The sequence below is a fragment of the Massilia oculi genome (assembly GCF_017582745.1).
GTDB lineage: Bacteria > Pseudomonadota > Gammaproteobacteria > Burkholderiales > Burkholderiaceae_D > Telluria > Telluria oculi_A.
In genome coordinates, this window is the sequence record NZ_JAFVIM010000004.1 from 331,792 (window position 1) to 349,056 (window position 17,265).

The following is a 17,265-nucleotide window of genomic DNA, read 5'->3' on the forward strand; positions in this document are numbered from 1 at the left end:
GTCTAATGGGATGGGCGCTTCCAACAGCCCGGCCTGTCGCCCGTTCGTGGTGGCCGGCCGGTGCTGGCGGTAGAGGATTTTTTCTCCGGATATTCCTCCGCCCGCCATCCTGCCCATCGGCAGGCCATTCCCTCGATTCATCCATTGCTTCATGTCGCTTGCGGTGTCCGCCGTCATCGCGCCGTCGCGTCGCCTGCGCTGCCTGCTCGCCGCCTTCTGCGCGTCCCTGTGCGCGGCCGCCCTGGTCGTGGGCCTGCTGCTGCCTGAACGCTTCGCATTCGGCGGCGCTGTCGCATGCGCGCCGCTGCTGGCCGCGCTGTCGCTGGCCCGCCGCCTCACACATTCCACGGCGATTTTGCACTCAATTGCAACGGTGCGCCGGATTGATATTTCTGGAGTTGGGCAGCTACGCCTGACGGTACAACAGGAGTTGGGGAAAGGCGGGCCGGCCGCCGGGATTCCGGAGCCTGGCTCAGCCATGACGCTGCTGCCCGGCGCCACGGTCTGGCCTTGCTGCATCTTGCTGAGCCTGCGCGCCGAGGACGGCGCGACCTGGCCGCTGGTGCTGCTGCCAGACGCCGTGGGCGCCGGTCAATACCGCGCGCTGGCGGTGGCCGTACGTGCGCTGGCCAATGGCGCTGCAACAATACCGATACAAAACAGTGTGAACTTATTGCAGGGGGCCAACTCTTAAGGATGTACCGATTGTCGCTGGCGCGAACAAATCGGTGCCTCCTCGCGAGAGGGTCGCCAATGGGGCATGGTCCGTGACGACAGAACGCGAGTGTGATCAGTTGCTGGTAGAGCGCGTCCAGGCCGGGGACCAGGGGGCTTTTGATTTGCTTGTCTCCAAGTACCAGCGTCGCCTGATGCGCCTGGTGTCGCGTCTCGTCCACGATCCGGCCGAAGCCGAAGACGTGGTGCAAGAGACCTTCATCAAAGCATACCGGGCCCTGCGCCATTTTCGCGGGGATTCGGCTTTTTATACGTGGCTTTATCGAATAGGAATCAACACTGCCAAGAACTTTCTAGTCACCCAGGGGAGGCGCGCACCGACCTCGACCGAGACGGATGCCGAACGCGCCGAAGGCTTCGATGATGCAGACAGCTTGCGCGATATTAATACACCTGAATCCATGCTCGCGAGTAAGCAGATTGCCCACACAGTCAACGCGGCCATGGAAGCATTGCCGCTTGAACTGCGAACGGCGATCGTCTTGCGCGAAATCGAAGGACTCAGCTATGAGGAAATCTCCGAAGTGATGGCCTGTCCAATAGGTACGGTGCGCAGCCGGATTTTCCGGGCGCGCGAAGTCATTGCCGAGAAATTACGCCCTTTACTCGATTTCCCGGTTGACAAACGTCGGTAGGTAGCGGGATCGTACGAACACAGCACATATTGAACACTACCGGCGTCGATGGAACCACCGATGGACACCAATAGAAAACTCCGCGAGCAGATCTCTGCCCTGAAAGATGGCGCCTTGCCTGACGCCGACCTGGAGCTGGCATTGGCCGCGCTGCAGGGCAGCGACGGCCGCCAGGCCTGGGATCTGTATCACCTGATTGGCGACACGCTGCGCGAGACGGCCGCGCCGGCGCTGTCACCCGAATTCCGCGCGCGCCTGGCCGAACGCCTCGCAGGCGAGCCGCCGCCGCTGCGCCGCGCGGGCGTCACGGCCGAGTCCACTGGCCTGGCGGCGGTGCTCGCCAAGACCGCTTCTTCCTGACATCCGGGTCGGCCATCCTTATTCCAGGCTTAAATTTCATCTCTCCTCCGTCGGACGTAGGCGATACGCGGCTGGCATGGCGCGACAAAGCGCATAATTTGGCTTACCATTCAGTCAATCTTAGCCATTCGATAGCGAATCCATGACCAGTAAAACTGCCAGCCTGCTCCTGTCGGCCCTGCTCGTGTCCGGCGCCACGGCATTCATTCAACCCGTCCACGCCGCTGCCCCCGTCCCCACCCCGAACGTCTCCGGCCTGCCCGACTTCACCGACGTGATCGACAAGGTGGGGCCGGCCGTCGTCAATATCCGCACCACCGAGCGCGTGCGCACCCGCGGCGGCGCCCCGGGCGAGGAAGAGATGCAGGAATTCCTGCGCCGCTTCTTCGGCGGCCAGATGGTGCCGCGCGGCGGCGGCCGGCGCGGCCCGCAGCCACAGGAAGAAGAACGCGAAGTGCAGCGCGGCGTGGGCTCCGGCTTCATCATCTCGGCCGACGGCTTCGTGCTGACCAATGCCCACGTGGTCGAGGGCGCCGACGAGGTCACCGTCACCTTGAGCGACCGCCGTGAATTCAAGGCCAAGGTGCTGGGCGCCGACCGCCGCTCCGACGTCGCGGTCCTGAAGCTGGCGGCGACCAATCTGCCTTACCTGCGCACTGGCGACTCGAGCAAGATCCGGGTCGGCGAGTGGGTGCTGGCCATCGGTTCGCCGTTCGGTCTCGAAAATACCGTGACCGCCGGCATCATCTCGGCCAAGTCGCGCGATACCGGCGAATACCTGCCATTGATCCAGAGCGACGTGGCGGTCAATCCCGGCAACTCGGGCGGCCCCCTGATCAATCTGCGCGGCGAAGTCATCGGCATCAACTCGCAGATCGCGACCTTATCGGGCGCCTATAACGGCATCTCGTTCGCGGTGCCGATCGACGAGGTCATCCGCGTGTCCGACCAGCTCAAGGCCACCGGCAAGGTCACCCGTGGCCGCCTGGGCGTGCAGATCAGCGAAGTCACGCGCGACGTGGCCGAATCGCTGGGCCTGGGCAAGGCGCGCGGCGCCGAAGTCTCGATGGTCGAACCGGGCGGCCCGGCCGAGAAAGCGGGCATCAAGGTCGGCGACATCATCCTGGCCTTCAACAAGCAGCCGATCGAGTCGACCACCGACCTGCCGCGCCTGGTGGGCGCCTCCAAGGTCGGCAGCCGCGCCAGCGTCACCGTCTGGCGCCGCGGCGCCCAGGTCGAGGTGCCGGTCACCATCGTCGAGCTGCAAGAGGAGCGTCCGACCCAGGGCCGCCAGCAGCCGAAGAAGCCGGCGCCGGGCGTCGCCCCGGATGCGCTGGGCCTGCAGCTGTCGAACATCCCGGCCGCCGACCGCAAGGAGCTGGGCATCGACCACGGCCTCCTGGTCGAAGAGTCGCAGGGCCCGGCCGCCAGCGCCGGCATCCAGCCGGGCGACTTGGTCCTGCAGTGGAACAATACGCCGATCACCAGCGTCGAGCAGTTCAAGGGCTTGCTGGCCAAGCACGACAAGTCGAAGGCGGTGGCCCTGCTGGTGCAGCGCGAGGACACCACGCAGTACATCACGCTCAAGCCGCGCCAGTGACAGCAGGGCAGGGCGGGGCGCCGCGATTTACGCTGTACTCGCGCAGCTGGTGCCACCTGTGCGAGGACATGCTGGCGGCGCTGCGCGCACTCGAGCCGCCCGGGCAGCCGTTCGACGTCGCCGTCCTGGACGTCGATGCCGACCCGGCGCTGGTGGCGCGGTTCGACGAGCTGGTGCCGGTGCTGTATGGCGACCCGGCCCAGCCGGAGCTGTGCCACTACTTCCTGGACGAGGTGGCCGTGCGGTCCTACCTGGCCCGGCACACGTCCTGAGCGTCACTCTGGAAACCGGCCTTTCTGCCTCGAAATCCGGTAAAATGCCGGGTCGGAGCGGTGATTACCTACCTTCCAAAGAATTTCCTGCTTTGCCAAGGCGCTCGCCTGGGGACCGGCACGGCCCCCGACGCAGCGCTTTTTCGTATTGCGCAGCCGATTCGTGCTGCACGGCAGTACGCCTTATATCGTCGTAGTCGCCGCCTTTCGCGGCCTTTTTGGTTTTGAGCTTTGTTAATGAACAACATACGTAACTTCTCCATCATCGCCCACATCGACCATGGCAAATCGACCCTGGCCGACCGCATCATCCAGTTGTGCGGCGGCCTGTCGGACCGCGAAATGGACGCCCAGGTGCTCGATTCGATGGACCTGGAACGCGAGCGCGGCATCACCATCAAGGCCCAGACCGCGGCGCTGCAGTACAAGGCGCGCGACGGCCAGGTCTACAACCTGAACCTGATCGACACCCCGGGCCACGTCGACTTCTCGTACGAAGTCAGCCGCTCGCTGTCGGCCTGCGAAGGCGCGCTGCTGGTGGTCGACGCCTCGCAGGGCGTGGAAGCGCAGACGGTCGCCAACTGCTATACCGCGCTCGACCTGGGCGTGGAAGTGGTGCCGATCCTGAACAAGATCGACTTGCCGCACGCCGACCCGGACAACGCCAAGAAAGAAATCGAGGACGTGATCGGCATCGACGCGTCCGACGCCACCGTGTGCTCGGCCAAGACCGGCCTGGGCGTGGAAGACGTGCTGGAAACCCTGATCGCCAAAGTGCCGCCGCCGAAGGGCGATCCGGATGCGCCGCTGCAGGCCCTGATCGTCGACTCCTGGTATGACCCGTACGTCGGCGTCGTGATGCTGGTGCGCGTCGTCAACGGCACCTTGCGTCCGAAAGACAAGATCCGCCTGATGGCCACCGAGTCGGTGAACCTGGTGGAAAACATCGGCGTGTTCACCCCGCGTTCGGTGTCGCTGCCGCAACTGACCGCCGGCCAAGTGGGCTTCATCATCGCCGGCATCAAGGAACTGACCGCCGCCCGTGTGGGCGACACCGTCACCCTGGCCAGCCGTCCGGCGCCGGAGCCGCTGCCGGGCTTCAAGGAAGTGCAGCCGCAGGTGTTCGCCGGCCTGTTCCCGGTCGAGGCGAACCAGTACGACGCGCTGCGCGACTCGCTGGAAAAGCTGAAACTGAACGACGCCGCCCTGATGTACGAGCCGGAAGTCTCGCAGGCGCTGGGCTTCGGCTTCCGCTGCGGCTTCCTGGGCCTGCTGCACATGGAGATCGTGCAGGAGCGCCTGGAGCGCGAGTTCGACATGGACCTGATCACGACGGCGCCGACCGTGGTGTACGAGGTCGAGATGAAGGACGGCAGCATCATCCGCGTCGACAATCCATCGAAGATGCCGGAACCTTCCAAGATCAACGAAGTGCGCGAACCGATCGTCGACGTCAACCTGTACATGCCGCAAGAGTACGTCGGTTCGGTGATGACCCTGTGTAACGGCAAGCGCGGCATCCAGATGGACATGGCCTACCATGGCCGCCAGGTGAAGCTGCACTACGAGATCCCGATGGCCGAGATCGTGCTGGACTTCTTCGACCGCCTGAAATCGACCTCGCGCGGCTATGCCTCGATGGACTACGAGTTCAAGGAAAACCGTGCGGCCGACGTGGTCAAGGTCGACATGCTGATCAACAGCGAAAAGGTCGACGCCCTGGCCATCATCGTCCACCGCGCCAACGCGCCGTATCGCGGACGCCAGGTGGCGGCCAAGATGCGCGAACTGATCCCGCGCCAGATGTTCGACGTCGCGATCCAGGCCGCCATCGGCGCCACCATCATCTCGCGCGAAAACGTCAAGGCGCTGCGCAAGAACGTCCTGGCCAAGTGCTATGGCGGCGATATTTCTCGTAAGAAAAAGCTGCTGGAGAAGCAAAAGGCCGGCAAGAAGCGCATGAAGCAGGTCGGCTCGGTGGAAATTCCACAAGAAGCCTTCCTGGCCATTCTCCAGGTGGAAGATAAATAATGAACCTGCAACCCATCCTGGGCAATTTTGCCCTGATCCTGTTCGTCGCCATGGTGATCACGGGCATCATCTGGTGCCTGGACACATTCTATCTGGCGAAACAACGGCGCCGCGCCGCCGATGCCGCCCTGCGCGAGTACGATACGCGCAACGCCAAGCTGGTCGCGGATGGGATCAAGGTCGACCATAACGGCAACCGCGCGGCGATCGAACAGGCTCACCTGCGCCAGCCGACCTGGATCGAGTATTCGGGCAGTTTCTTCCCGGTGATCGCGCTGGTGTTCATCCTCCGCTCCTTCCTGTGGGAGCCGTTCAAGATCCCGTCGTCGTCGATGGTGCCGACCCTGCTGGTGGGTGACTTCATCCTGGTGAACAAGTACACCTATGGCATCCGCCTTCCGATCGTTAACAAAAAAATCATCCAGATCAATGATCCCCAGCGCGGCGATGTAATGGTGTTCAAGTATCCAAAAGACATGAACCAGGATTACATCAAGCGCGTCATCGGCGTGCCGGGTGATAAAATCACCTACGAGGACAAGCGCCTGACGGTCAACGGCAAGCCGGTCGAGTATACGGCGCTGGACGACTACCTGGACGACCAGCATCCGATCTACCACAAGCAGTTCGTCGAGAAACTGCCGAGCCCGGGCGGCCTGACCCAGCACCGCATCCTGAACACGGCCGACAAGCGCAATATCGACCTGGGCAGCGTGGACAATTTCCCGCTGCGCGAAAACTGCGAATACACCTACGACAAGTTCACCTGCGTGGTGCCGGAAGGGCAGTATTTCATGATGGGCGATAATCGCGACAATAGCGCGGACAGCCGTTACTGGGGTTTCGTGCCTGACCGTAATATCGTCGGCAAGGCCTTCGTGGTCTGGATGAACTTCAGCAATCCGAAACGTGTCGGCGGTATCCAATAACAAGGGGCGCGCATGGATCGCAGGAAACTGTTGAACAAACAAGGCGGTATTTCCCTGTCCGGCCTGATCGGGGCGCTGGCCGTCATCGGCGTGGCCGGCATCTTCGCCATGCGCATGGTCCCGGCCTATATCGAGTACAACGCGATCAAGACCGCGATCGTCCAGGTCAAGGACGCCGGCGGCAGCATCCGCGAGATGCAGCAAGCGTTCAACCGCCGCACCAGCGTCAACGACGTCGAGGCCGTACGCGGCCAGGACCTGGTCTTTACCCGCGACGGTGAAGACATGCAGATCAGCTTTGCCTACGAAAAGCGGCTGCCGCTGATGGGCAACGTCAGCCTGCTGATCGACTTCGCCGGCACCACCGACCCGAGCGGCGTGGTGGCCGAGGCCGACAGCGCCGCCCGTTAATAGAAACACCGTGGCCCGCCCGGCCACGCACACGACAACAACAATGAATCTTCAGTTATTGCAAACGCGCTTGGGGTATACGTTCCGGGAAATCGGGCTGCTGCAGCAAGCCCTGACCCACCGTAGCCATAGCAGTCTGCATAACGAGCGCCTGGAATTCCTGGGCGATTCGGTCCTCAACTGCGTCGTCGCTTCGGTGCTGTACGAACGTTTCGGCACGCTCGACGAGGGCGACCTGTCGCGCCTGCGCGCCAACCTCGTCAAGCAGCAGGCACTGTTCGAGATCGCCCAGAAGCTTGACCTGTCGCAATTCCTGCGCCTGGGCGAGGGCGAACTCAAGTCCGGCGGTTTCCGCCGGCCCTCGATCCTGGCCGACACCCTGGAAGCGCTGCTCGGCGCGATCTTCCTCGACGGCGGCTTCGACAGCGCGCGCGACACGATCCGCGCCTTTTATATTCCGCTGCTGGAGACGGTCGACCCGGCCACGCTCGGCAAGGACGCCAAGACCCTGCTGCAGGAATTCCTGCAGGCCAAGCGCATTCCGCTGCCGACCTATAATGTGGTGGCCACCCACGGCGCCGCCCACAGCCAGGAATTCGAAGTCGAATGCCTGGTGCCGAAGCTGAGCGTGCAGGTATTCGGCCGCGGCGGCAGTCGCCGCGCGGCCGAGCAGGCCGCCGCCAGCCTGGCGCTCGAAGCGGCCCAGAAGGCGCTGACCAAGACGCCGGGCGCGCGCAAGCCACGCCAGCGCTCGCCCCAGTTGAAGCTGGCCGGCATCGGTACCAATCAGGGCGAAACCACATCGGCCGCCCAGGCAGAACAACCAGGAACAGAAAAAGCATGAACGCCACTCCAGAGCATGTCAGCTGCGGCAACTTCCGTTGTGGCTATATCGCCATCGTCGGCCGCCCGAACGTCGGCAAGTCGACCCTGATGAACGTTTTGATCGGCGCCAAGGTGTCGATCACGTCGCGCAAGGCCCAGACCACGCGCCACCGCATCACCGGCATCCAGACCCGCGACGACGCGCAATACATCTACGTCGATACCCCAGGCTTCCAGACCCGCCACGCCAACGCGCTGAACAAGACGCTGAACAAGACCGTCTCGAACACGCTGACGTCGTCGGACGCGATCCTGTTCCTGGTCGAAGCCGGCACCTTCGGCCCGGCCGACCAGCAGGTGCTGGACATGCTGCCAAAAAATGTCCCGGTGATCCTGGTCATCAACAAATCGGACCGCGTGAAGGACAAGGCGGTCCTGATGCCGTTCGCGCAAAAGATCTCGGCGCTGTTCAACTTCGCCGCTATCGTGCCGGTCTCGGCCAAGCTGCGCTTCCAGGTCGATGCGCTGGAAACCGAGATCAAGCGCCATCTGCCGGAAAATCCGCCCGTCTTCGGGCCGGACGACATCACCGACCGCAGCGAGAAATTCCTGGCGGCCGAGATCGTGCGCGAAAAAGTGTTCCGCCTGCTGGGCGACGAACTGCCGTACACCAGCACCGTCCTGATCGAACAGTTCGAACAGGAAGGCAATCTGCGTCGCATCTTCGCTGCGATCCTGGTCGAGCGCGATACCCATAAATCGATGATCATCGGTAACAAGGGTGCGCGCCTGAAAGAGATTTCCACCCAATCGCGCCTCGACATGGAGAAGCTGTTCGGCGGGCCGATTTACCTGGAAATCTGGGTCAAGGTCAAATCCGGCTGGGCCGACAACGAAGCGGGCCTGCGCGCTTACGGTTACGAGTAAGGGCGAGGGACGCAAGCCACGCGCATGTCCAGCCACGATCAATTTATCGACGATGAGACCACGCCGGCCGCCGGCAAGCGCCCGCGCGCGCCGGCGCGCGACAATCGCATCGTCGGCCAGCCCGGCTTCGTGCTGCACAGCTATCCCTACAAAGAAACCAGCCTCATCATCGACATGTTCACCCGCGACCATGGCCGGGTGGGGGTGGTGGCGAAGGGCGCCAAGCGCCCGTTCTCCAAGCTGCGCGGCGTGCTGCAGACCTTCCAGCCCCTGAGCGTGTCATGGAGCGGCAAGTCCGAGTTGCGCACCCTGATCGATGCCGAATGGGTGGGCGGCATGCTGCCGCTGGAACGCACGGCGCTGCTGTGCGGCTTCTACCTGAACGAACTGCTCGTCAAATTGCTGGCGCGCGACGACCGCCATCCGGCCCTGTTCGATCACTACGTCTCGACCCTGAACCAGCTCGCCCATGGCGAGCCGGCGCAAATTGTCTTGCGAAAATTCGAAAGAGCCTTACTTAAGGAAACGGGCGTCGCAGCCGATCTCGGCCGCTGCACGAGCAGCCGCGACCGGGTCGAGCCTGGGCGCGACTATGTCGTCGATCCGGAGCGCGGCGCACGCGCGGCGGGCGCCGGTGAAGTCTGGCCCGTCGTTTTGGGCAAGACCCTGCTGGATATGGAGCGCGAGGACTATACTGATCCGGCGACCCAGGCGCAGAGCAAGCAACTGATGCGCTTCCTGCTGGCGCACCACCTGGGCGGCCAGCCGCTCAATACGCGCCAGATTTTGATCGATTTGATGCAATTGTAAAAAGAATACTATGAGCTTCCTGCAACCCGCCGGCCAGGTGATCGACCTGGGCGTGAACATCGACCACATCGCCACCGTGCGCAATGCGCGCGGCACGACGTATCCGGACCCGCTGCGCGCCGCGCTGCTGGCCGAGCAGGCGGGCGCCGACCTGATCACGCTGCACCTGCGCGAAGACCGCCGCCACATCAAGGATGCCGACGTGCTGGCCCTGCGCCCGCTGCTGGCCACGCGCATGAACCTGGAAGCGGCCGTCACCCGCGAGATGATCGACTTCGCCTGCCAGGTGAAGCCGCAGGACGTGTGCCTGGTGCCGGAGCGGCGCGAGGAAGTCACGACCGAGGGCGGCCTGGACGTGGTGCGCTACTACAACGAGGTCGAGGCGGCCGTGAAGCAGTTGAAGCAGGAGGGCATCCGTGTCTCGCTGTTCATCGATGCCGATGCGCGCCAGATCGAAGCGGCGGCCGCCGTCGGCGCCACCGTGATCGAGCTGCACACGGGGCGTTATGCCGAGGCGGCAGGCGATGAAGTGGGGCACGAGCTGGAACGCATCAAGCTGGGCGTGCACGAAGGCGCGAAGCGCGGCCTGCGCGTGAATGCCGGCCATGGCCTGCACTACACCAATGTGCAGCCGATCGCGGCGATTCCCGACCTGCACGAGCTGAACATCGGCCACGCCATCGTGGCGCATGCGCTGTTCGCCGGCTGGGAAAACGCGGTGCGCGAGATGAAGGCGATCATGGTCGCGGCGCGCCTGGGCGTGTCGTACGCCGCGAAAGCCGGGGCCTGAATATGATCTACGGCATCGGCACCGACATCGTCCAGATCTCGCGTGTCGAGGCTGCCCTCGCGCGCAGCGGCCCGCGCTTCGCCGAGAAGATCCTCGGCCCGCAAGAGCTGGAAAAATACCATGCCCGCAGCGCCAAGAACGCGGTGCGCGGCCTGCGCTTCCTGGCCACACGTTTCTCGGCCAAGGAAGCGTTCTCGAAAGCCATCGGTCTCGGCATGCGCATGCCCATGACCTGGCGTTCCGCCCAGATGCTCAATGACCCGAGCGGCAAGCCGGTCATCGTCTGCAGCGGCGCCCTTGGCGACTTCATGCGCGAGCACCGGCTCAGCGCCCAGGTGACGATCAGCGACGAGGCCGACTACGGCGTCGCCTTCGTGATCGTGACCCAGGCGCCGTTGGCATCACCATCATTGGCAGAGTAATGTCCGAAGCAAAACCCGCAGCAACCGGCAATCCATCCGTCGAACTCGCTCCCGAACTGGCCGCGCGGCTGGGCCGCGAGCGCCTGTCGGACGCGCGCGAGGAAATGCGCGCCGAAGCCAACCGCGAACTGAGCCCGAAGGTGGACGCCGACGTGCGCGCGCAAGTGCTGGCCGTCGTCAATCGCCTGCCTGGCCTGCCCGGTGTCTATCGCTATTTCGATGCGGCCGACAACGTGCTCTACGTCGGCAAGGCGCGCAACCTCAAGAATCGTGTCTCGAGCTATTTCCAGAAAAACCTGGCCAGCCCGCGCATCGCGATGATGGTGTCGCAGATCGCACGCCTGGAAACGACGGTGGTGAGCAGCGAGGCCGAAGCGCTGATCCTGGAAAACAACCTGATCAAGACGCTCAAGCCGCGCTACAACATCCTGTTTCGCGACGATAAGTCTTACCCCTACATCAAGATCACGGGCGGCGAGGCGCCGCGCATGGCGTATTACCGCGGCGCGCTGGACAAGAGGAACCAGTACTTCGGTCCTTTCCCCAGCGCCTGGGCGGCCAAGGAATCGATCCAGCTGCTGCAGCGCGTCTTCCAGCTGCGCACCTGCGAGGACAGCGTCTATGCCAACCGCACGCGCCCCTGCCTGCTGCACCAGATCGGCCGCTGCAGCGCGCCCTGCGTCAAGCTGATCGCGCCGGAGGAATACAAGCTCGACGTCGAGAACGCGGCGCGTTTCCTGCGCGGCCGCCAGAGCGAGGTGATGGCCGACCTCGAGCAGAAGATGCAGAACTATGCGATGGAGCTCAAGTTCGAGCAGGCGGCGTCGGTGCGTAACCAGATCCAGGCGCTGTCGAAGGTGCTGCATGCGCAAAGCATGGAGACGACGGGCGACGCCGACGTCGACGTCATCGCGGTGGTGGTGCAGGGTGGACGCGCCTGTGTCAACCTGGCCATGGTGCGTGGCGGACGCCACCTGGGCGACCGCGCCTACTTCCCGAGCCACGTCGGCGAATCGCTGGGGGAGTGCCCGATCGAAGTGGAGGTGCTGTGCGCCTTCCTGGCCCAGCACTACGCCGGCCAGTTCATCCCGGGCACCCTGATCCTGAACGTGGAATTCGACCAGCCCGAGCTGATCATGGCCTTGCAGGAGCAGTGCGGCCACCGCATCAGCCTGGTGCTGCAGCCGGGCGGCCAGCGCCGCCAGTGGCTCGAGATGGCCTGCAAGGGCGGCGAGATCGCGCTGGCGCGCCTGCTCTCGGAGCAGGGCTCGCAGCAGGCACGCACGCGCGCGCTGGCCGATACCCTGCAGCTCGACAGCGAAGACCTGGACGCCTTGCGCGTCGAATGCTTCGACATCAGCCATACCGCGGGCGAGGCGACGCAGGCCTCGTGCGTGGTGTTCCAGCACCACCAGATGCAGAACGGAGAATATCGCCGCTTCAACATCAACGGCATTACGCCGGGCGACGACTACGCCGCCATGCGCCAGGTCTTGACCCGCCGTTACGAAAAAGTGGCGGGCGGCGAGGGCGTGATGCCCGACATCGTGCTGGTCGACGGCGGCAAGGGGCAAGTGGAGATGGCGCGCCAGGTGTTTACCGAGCTGGGGCTGGACATCTCGATGATCGTCGGCGTGGCGAAGGGAGAAGGGCGGCGCGTGGGCCTGGAGACCCTGATCTTCGCCGACGGCCGCCCGGCCCAGGAGCTGGGCAAGGAATCGGCGGCGCTGATGCTGGTGGCCCTGATCCGCGACGAGGCGCACCGCTTCGCCATCACCGGCATGCGCGCCAAGCGCGCCAAGGCGCGCCAGGCCTCGCGCCTGGAAGAGATCGAGGGCATCGGCGCCAAGCGCCGCCAGCGCCTGCTGGCGCGCTTTGGCGGGCTGCGCGGGGTGATCGATGCCAGTGTCGAAGACCTGATGACGGTCGAGGGGATCTCGAGTGCGCTGGCCGAAGAGATTTACAGGCAGTTGCATTAAGGCAGGAAATCCGTCCAGGGCAGGGTGGACGGCTTGCCGTCCACGCGTTCGACGAACGCATCGTTACACCCATCCCGCATCGAAATTATCCCGCGGTCAACCTCCCATGCCCGCCAACCGTTGAGCCGCCAGGCTCCGCGCCGTCCCATACAGATGAGTCAACTGGCCCAAACCAGCATACCCATGTAGACTAACGGCCAAGCATTTTTCCACGGTAATCAGCTCTCTCATGCCCCTCAATATACCGATTCTCCTGACCTGGTTACGCGTCGCGCTCATTCCCCTCGTTGTCGGATTGTTCTATTTGCCAGTCGACTGGATGACGCTCCCCGAGCGTAATCTGGCGGCCACCGCGGTCTTCATCGTCGCCGCCATCACCGACTGGTTCGACGGCTTCCTGGCCCGCCGATGGAACGAAACCTCGGCCTTCGGCGCCTTCCTCGACCCGGTCGCGGACAAGCTGATGGTGGCCGGCGCGCTGCTGGTGCTGGTCCAGCTGGACCGCGTGGACGCGATCATCGCCGGCATCATCATCGGCCGCGAGATCACCATCTCGGCGCTGCGCGAGTGGATGGCCCAGATCGGCGCCACCCGCTCGGTGGCGGTCAGCTCGATCGGCAAGATCAAGACCGCGGCCCAGATGACGGCGATCCCGATGCTGCTGTTCCATGACCGCCTGTTCGGCATCGATATCCACTTCTGGGGGGAGTACTTGCTGTGGGTGGCGGGCGTGCTGACGGTGTGGTCGATGTTCTATTATCTGCGCCGCGCCTGGCCCCTGATCAAGGAGAAGGCGGGGGCGATTTAATTTGTTTCGTGGCATCCTTGACGTACAGAATAGAATCTCTATAATGCCTGCCTGTTGCAACGACAACGCAACAGAATGAAAGACGAAGCGGGAGTAGCTCAGTTGGTAGAGCGCAACCTTGCCAAGGTTGAGGTCGAGAGTTCGAGACTCTTCTCCCGCTCCAAAGATTGCAAAGCTGTAAAGCGATCTTGGAAAAACGTCAAAGTTCTGTCATAATCGTTGTTCTGTATGCGGGAGTAGCTCAGTTGGTAGAGCGCAACCTTGCCAAGGTTGAGGTCGAGAGTTCGAGACTCTTCTCCCGCTCCAGTTTTCTGAACTGGGCGGCGCGCAGTAAGTTGTACATTGTAAGACTCCATGCGGGAGTAGCTCAGTTGGTAGAGCGCAACCTTGCCAAGGTTGAGGTCGAGAGTTCGAGACTCTTCTCCCGCTCCAGGTTTTACGATCGGTAGTATCACTCCTAAGCGGGAGTAGCTCAGTTGGTAGAGCGCAACCTTGCCAAGGTTGAGGTCGAGAGTTCGAGACTCTTCTCCCGCTCCAGAATTCAGGAAGATTCCTTCTTCCCTTGTTGATGTGCTTCATAACCGTTCACATCGATCAAGCGCACTATATCCTCTGGCGAGGTAGCAAAGCGGTTATGCAGCGGCCTGCAAAGCCGTCTAGACGGGTTCGACTCCCGTCCTCGCCTCCAGATCCTCATAGTACGGGCCCCGTTGGGGCCCGTTTGCATTGGGTTCAACACCACACGCCAAGTGTGGTGCACCACACCTGATAACGGCCAAATGGCCGTCGCTTGGCCGTTTACATTTCGACGCCAGGTTCTATGATCTATGCATCATGGCGACCATCATCAAGCGTCCGTACGGGTACCAGCTAAGGGTCACTCATAAGCTTCTACCGAAGCCGCTTTACCATACCTTCGACGACTACGAAACCGCTGAGCGATACGGAAAGCAGCTGGAAGCGCTGCTGGCGCAGGGGATTGTGCCGGCAGCACTCCTAGAGAAGAAGAGCTCAAAGGGAGAGACTTGGACACTCCAGAGGTGCGTTGCCGAGTACCTGCGCCATAATTCTGTTCCTCTGTCCGACCGCAAGCTTCTGGACACACTACTTCCTAGTGTCGCTCTGATATCCACTAGCATGCTGAACTATGAATGGGCCGAGGCATGGGTGAGGGAGATGAAGCGCGACCAGCACCTAGCGCCGTCGACCATCAGGCACAGGCATGGCGCGCTTGCCAGGTGCCTGGACTGGATGATACGTAAGCACCCAGACATCATGGTGGCGAACCCGCTCCGGCTACTGAAACGAGGCTTCTCGACATACACTGAAGGCGACGCAGAAGTGCTTGCAAAGGCTGGCAAGCTGCCGCGCTACGATGAGCAGCGCGATCGACGGCTCCATGAAGGCGAGGAAGAGTGTATCCTCGAGAAACTTTCAGACTTGCCTGACGAAAGAATGCTTTTCCAGCTGGCCTTGAATACAGCTATGCGGCTCAGGGAGTGCTATACGCTCGAACTGTCCCAAATTGCCCTTCAAAAAAAGACAATCACGCTGGAGCGAACGAAAAATGGCGATAATAGGCAGGTGCCACTACCGAGTACGTTGATTCCGCTACTGTCGAACTACACGTCGGAAAAGAACCTAGATATCCAGCAGCGGAACCGCATAATTTTTCCATACTGGTCCGGCGAACGCGATGAGCGAGTTCTTGATAAGGTTACTGCTGAATTATCTGCCAAGTTTGCTGCAATTTTCCACGATGCCGGAAGCCCGGATTTACACTTCCACGATTTACGTCACGAAGCCACCTGCAGGCTTTTCGAACGGACCGCATTGTCGGATACCCTGATCGCCAAGATAACTGGACACCGGGACCCTCGCATGCTGAAACGGTATGCGAGCCTTCGGGGAAGCGATCTCGCCTCTCAACTGTGGTAGTTCGTCGTAGACGGTAATCCAGGCAGCAGTGGTGGGGCGCGGCGGCGAGTACGAGTCTTCAGCACCGCAACTGGCTTTGGAGGATCGCCTTCCTTGAAAAGGGCTTCGCTTTCACTTTCTCTCACGGCGCGACGCGCCTCCGTTTCGGCGGCAATGCGCCTGCGAAGAAAATCGAGTACGTCTTCTCTGAGAAAAATCCAGCCCTTGCCGATTTGTGCTCCGGGTAATTCACCTTTTCGAGCCAATTGCGAAATGGTTTCGGTCTTGGCGCCTAAATAAGCGGCGGCAGTCTGAAGGTCCATCGTTTCAAATGTCGTCATGGTGGCAATTTATCCGGTAATTATATTTGAGAATATCTGCAGCAAGATATAGGCGCTGACGTAGTATTTAATTCGACGGCATAGAATGACTTTATCCGTTCGAGCATCACACTGCAATCTCGTCTTTGAGATTTTTTGTTTACGCTCAGGCTGCAACGACACTCAGTAGCCGACTAAAAATTCTAGTGATCAGGAATTTGACATGGCGATACTGTGCGGCAGTTCAATTGAGAAATTTGCAATGAAGTTCACCTCATGAATGCAATCTATATTGACAAGGGAACTGACCGCTGGATGCAACAAGGCGGGGAGAATTTTATCTTCGATTGCTAAAGAAGTAATCCCATGATGGATCGGTCAGGACGTGATGCTAGGAGCATTCGCGTGCGAATGAATAGGGCCTGTTCAACATTCTATGGTTGCAATAAAATGTTCGCTCTCTGCTAAAATACTGTATGAAAAAACAGTATTCGGTGGCGTATGGACGTTCATGTGGTTAAGATGAGGAAAGCTGGAGTCGAGATCGACCGGCGCGTGCTTGGCCAAGCTATCGGTCAGCGCGGCGTCTTGCTGATCATGGACGTCACCGATCAGGGGCTACGGCGACCCTGCAAGGTTGCGAGACTTCTTCAGGATGGTCTGGTAAGGTCTGAGCTGTCCGACGTACACGTCGTCTGGCTCAACGAGCGACGCATGACGCTAACGGGGTTCGAGCGCGGAGTGGGTGAGGCAGGGCAGGTAGCCGACTATGCACAGTCATGGCTCATCACCTTCATCGAGCCCCGTTCGCTGAATGACGCAAGACATTGATCAGTTCTGCATGCTGTACTACAAGGTTTTGGCTGTTAGTCAATCTCGGTACGCGTTTAGGTCATCCACTGACTCCGGAAGGGTCGATATCAGTCTACAGACAACACTTGCCAGGAAAGCTGCACGGTGGCGTCCTGTTTCATCCAGATCCAGTGTTCCGCCAGTTGGACCTGTCAGAAATTCTGTGTGCGGGGCCAGAATTTCGTAGTTAATTAATCGCGTTCGTGAAGCGTTCGCCGAACATGATGGCGAACTGGTTGGCAGCAAGCTTCCAGGTACGCGGCGCCATCTTCCAATCTTTCTCGATATTGCGCAAGGCCAGGAATAGCAGCTTAGTGGCGGCGTCGTCGCTCGGGAAATGGCCGCGGTTCTTGACGATCTTTCGAAGGCGCATATGCAGGCTCTCGATGGCGTTGGTCGTGTAGATGATTGTGCGCACCTCTGGCGGGTAGGCGAAGAACGGAATCACCTGCTGCCACTGACGTCGCCACATGGCCGCTACGGTCGGGAACTTGGTGCCCCATGGGCCGGCTGCAAACGCATCCAGCGCCGCTTCAGCCGCCTCGGCATTGACAGCCTGGTAGACGGGTTTCAGGGCTGCCGCGAGTTCTTTGCGGTCTTTCCAGCTAGCGAGCGTCGTCGAGTTGCGGATCAAGTGCACGA

18 protein-coding genes and 5 tRNA genes are annotated in these 17,265 nt (G+C 61.7%); 21 read left to right on the forward strand and 2 right to left on the reverse strand.

The window, feature by feature from the left end; translation table 11 throughout:
* Positions 1 to 151 precede the first annotated feature (151 nt).
* The 21 genes from J3U95_RS07245 (at position 152) to J3U95_RS07345 (ending at position 15,472) form a co-directional block, all read left to right on the forward strand.
* Positions 152 to 694, forward strand: coding sequence for a protein YgfX (locus J3U95_RS07245; protein ID WP_208277949.1), 543 nt, complete (start codon positions 152 to 154; stop codon positions 692 to 694).
* 73 nt (positions 695 to 767) lie between these two features.
* Positions 768 to 1,370: an RNA polymerase sigma factor RpoE gene (rpoE, locus tag J3U95_RS07250; protein WP_040776532.1), complete on the forward strand. Its 603-nt coding sequence runs from the start codon at positions 768 to 770 to the stop codon at positions 1,368 to 1,370.
* A gap of 60 nt (positions 1,371 to 1,430) precedes the next feature.
* On the forward strand, positions 1,431 to 1,730 hold the full coding sequence (locus J3U95_RS07255; RefSeq protein WP_208277950.1) for a sigma-E factor negative regulatory protein: 300 nt from the start codon (positions 1,431 to 1,433) through the stop codon (positions 1,728 to 1,730).
* A gap of 142 nt (positions 1,731 to 1,872) precedes the next feature.
* The gene (locus tag J3U95_RS07260; protein ID WP_208277951.1) at positions 1,873 to 3,330 is read left to right on the forward strand and encodes a DegQ family serine endoprotease; all 1,458 of its coding nucleotides are present in this window, start codon (positions 1,873 to 1,875) and stop codon (positions 3,328 to 3,330) included.
* Positions 3,327 to 3,602 (forward strand): glutaredoxin family protein, encoded by a 276-nt coding sequence (locus tag J3U95_RS07265; RefSeq protein WP_208277952.1) that lies wholly within the window; start codon positions 3,327 to 3,329, stop codon positions 3,600 to 3,602. Before J3U95_RS07260 ends, J3U95_RS07265 begins: the two co-directional genes overlap by 4 nt.
* 237 nt (positions 3,603 to 3,839) lie before the next feature.
* Positions 3,840 to 5,633 (forward strand): translation elongation factor 4, encoded by a 1,794-nt coding sequence (gene lepA / locus J3U95_RS07270; RefSeq protein WP_005666820.1) that lies wholly within the window; start codon positions 3,840 to 3,842, stop codon positions 5,631 to 5,633.
* Positions 5,633 to 6,562: a signal peptidase I gene (gene lepB / locus J3U95_RS07275; protein WP_208277953.1), complete on the forward strand. Its 930-nt coding sequence runs from the start codon at positions 5,633 to 5,635 to the stop codon at positions 6,560 to 6,562. The genes lepA and lepB overlap by 1 nt, the downstream gene beginning before the upstream one ends.
* A gap of 30 nt (positions 6,563 to 6,592) precedes the next feature.
* Entirely contained in the window at positions 6,593 to 6,973 is a 381-nt protein-coding gene (locus J3U95_RS07280; protein WP_229519680.1) for a DUF4845 domain-containing protein, read from the forward strand.
* Positions 6,974 to 7,043: 70 nt separating this feature from the next.
* Positions 7,044 to 7,817 (forward strand): ribonuclease III, encoded by a 774-nt coding sequence (rnc, locus tag J3U95_RS07285; RefSeq protein WP_229519681.1) that lies wholly within the window; start codon positions 7,044 to 7,046, stop codon positions 7,815 to 7,817.
* Positions 7,814 to 8,725, forward strand: a complete 912-nt coding sequence (era, locus tag J3U95_RS07290; RefSeq protein WP_208277956.1) for a GTPase Era — start codon at positions 7,814 to 7,816, stop codon at positions 8,723 to 8,725. The genes rnc and era overlap by 4 nt, the downstream gene beginning before the upstream one ends.
* A 24-nt stretch (positions 8,726 to 8,749) precedes the next feature.
* The gene (recO, locus tag J3U95_RS07295; RefSeq protein ID WP_208277957.1) at positions 8,750 to 9,535 is read left to right on the forward strand and encodes a DNA repair protein RecO; all 786 of its coding nucleotides are present in this window, start codon (positions 8,750 to 8,752) and stop codon (positions 9,533 to 9,535) included.
* A gap of 10 nt (positions 9,536 to 9,545) precedes the next feature.
* Entirely contained in the window at positions 9,546 to 10,325 is a 780-nt protein-coding gene (pdxJ, locus tag J3U95_RS07300) for a pyridoxine 5'-phosphate synthase (protein WP_208277958.1), read from the forward strand.
* A 2-nt stretch (positions 10,326 to 10,327) separates the two neighbouring features.
* Positions 10,328 to 10,747, forward strand: a complete 420-nt coding sequence (gene acpS / locus J3U95_RS07305) for a holo-ACP synthase (RefSeq protein WP_071362187.1) — start codon at positions 10,328 to 10,330, stop codon at positions 10,745 to 10,747.
* A gap of 104 nt (positions 10,748 to 10,851) precedes the next feature.
* Positions 10,852 to 12,726: an excinuclease ABC subunit UvrC gene (gene uvrC, locus J3U95_RS07310; RefSeq protein WP_109348117.1), complete on the forward strand. Its 1,875-nt coding sequence runs from the start codon at positions 10,852 to 10,854 to the stop codon at positions 12,724 to 12,726.
* A gap of 229 nt (positions 12,727 to 12,955) precedes the next feature.
* A complete protein-coding gene (gene pgsA, locus J3U95_RS07315; protein WP_109347261.1) occupies positions 12,956 to 13,534 on the forward strand; it encodes a CDP-diacylglycerol--glycerol-3-phosphate 3-phosphatidyltransferase in 579 nt (192 codons plus the stop codon).
* A gap of 87 nt (positions 13,535 to 13,621) precedes the next feature.
* Positions 13,622 to 13,697: transfer RNA gene (locus J3U95_RS07320), tRNA-Gly, on the forward strand.
* A gap of 67 nt (positions 13,698 to 13,764) precedes the next feature.
* A tRNA-Gly gene (locus tag J3U95_RS07325) sits at positions 13,765 to 13,840 on the forward strand.
* 50 nt (positions 13,841 to 13,890) lie between these two features.
* Positions 13,891 to 13,966: transfer RNA gene (locus J3U95_RS07330), tRNA-Gly, on the forward strand.
* Between the two features lie 29 nt (positions 13,967 to 13,995).
* Positions 13,996 to 14,071: transfer RNA gene (locus tag J3U95_RS07335), tRNA-Gly, on the forward strand.
* Between the two features lie 77 nt (positions 14,072 to 14,148).
* A tRNA-Cys gene (locus tag J3U95_RS07340) sits at positions 14,149 to 14,222 on the forward strand.
* Positions 14,223 to 14,368: 146 nt separating this feature from the next.
* Positions 14,369 to 15,472 carry a site-specific integrase gene (locus tag J3U95_RS07345; RefSeq protein ID WP_071362189.1) on the forward strand — a complete coding sequence of 368 codons (1,104 nt, stop codon included), beginning with the start codon at positions 14,369 to 14,371 and terminating at the stop codon, positions 15,470 to 15,472.
* Here J3U95_RS07345 and J3U95_RS07350 read toward each other — a convergent pair.
* Positions 15,460 to 15,792, reverse strand: coding sequence for a helix-turn-helix domain-containing protein (locus J3U95_RS07350; protein WP_083415346.1), 333 nt, complete (start codon positions 15,790 to 15,792; stop codon positions 15,460 to 15,462). The genes J3U95_RS07345 and J3U95_RS07350 overlap by 13 nt on opposite strands.
* Before the next feature lie 1,018 nt (positions 15,793 to 16,810).
* On the reverse strand, positions 16,811 to 17,265 hold a 455-nt coding region (locus J3U95_RS07355; RefSeq protein WP_208277959.1), incomplete at its 5' end, for a transposase.

Coding starts and splice junctions, on each gene's coding strand:
- J3U95_RS07245 (WP_208277949.1), top strand. CDS start 152: ATGTCGCTTGCGGTGTCCGCCGTCATCGCGCCGTCGCGTCGCCTGCGC.
- J3U95_RS07255 (WP_208277950.1), top strand. CDS start 1,431: ATGGACACCAATAGAAAACTCCGCGAGCAGATCTCTGCCCTGAAAGAT.
- J3U95_RS07260 (WP_208277951.1), top strand. CDS start 1,873: ATGACCAGTAAAACTGCCAGCCTGCTCCTGTCGGCCCTGCTCGTGTCC.
- lepA (WP_005666820.1), top strand. CDS start 3,840: ATGAACAACATACGTAACTTCTCCATCATCGCCCACATCGACCATGGC.
- lepB (WP_208277953.1), top strand. CDS start 5,633: ATGAACCTGCAACCCATCCTGGGCAATTTTGCCCTGATCCTGTTCGTC.
- era (WP_208277956.1), top strand. CDS start 7,814: ATGAACGCCACTCCAGAGCATGTCAGCTGCGGCAACTTCCGTTGTGGC.
- recO (WP_208277957.1), top strand. CDS start 8,750: ATGTCCAGCCACGATCAATTTATCGACGATGAGACCACGCCGGCCGCC.
- pdxJ (WP_208277958.1), top strand. CDS start 9,546: ATGAGCTTCCTGCAACCCGCCGGCCAGGTGATCGACCTGGGCGTGAAC.
- acpS (WP_071362187.1), top strand. CDS start 10,328: ATGATCTACGGCATCGGCACCGACATCGTCCAGATCTCGCGTGTCGAG.
- uvrC (WP_109348117.1), top strand. CDS start 10,852: ATGCGCGCCGAAGCCAACCGCGAACTGAGCCCGAAGGTGGACGCCGAC.
- pgsA (WP_109347261.1), top strand. CDS start 12,956: ATGCCCCTCAATATACCGATTCTCCTGACCTGGTTACGCGTCGCGCTC.
- J3U95_RS07345 (WP_071362189.1), top strand. CDS start 14,369: ATGGCGACCATCATCAAGCGTCCGTACGGGTACCAGCTAAGGGTCACT.
- J3U95_RS07350 (WP_083415346.1), bottom strand. CDS start 15,792: ATGACGACATTTGAAACGATGGACCTTCAGACTGCCGCCGCTTATTTA.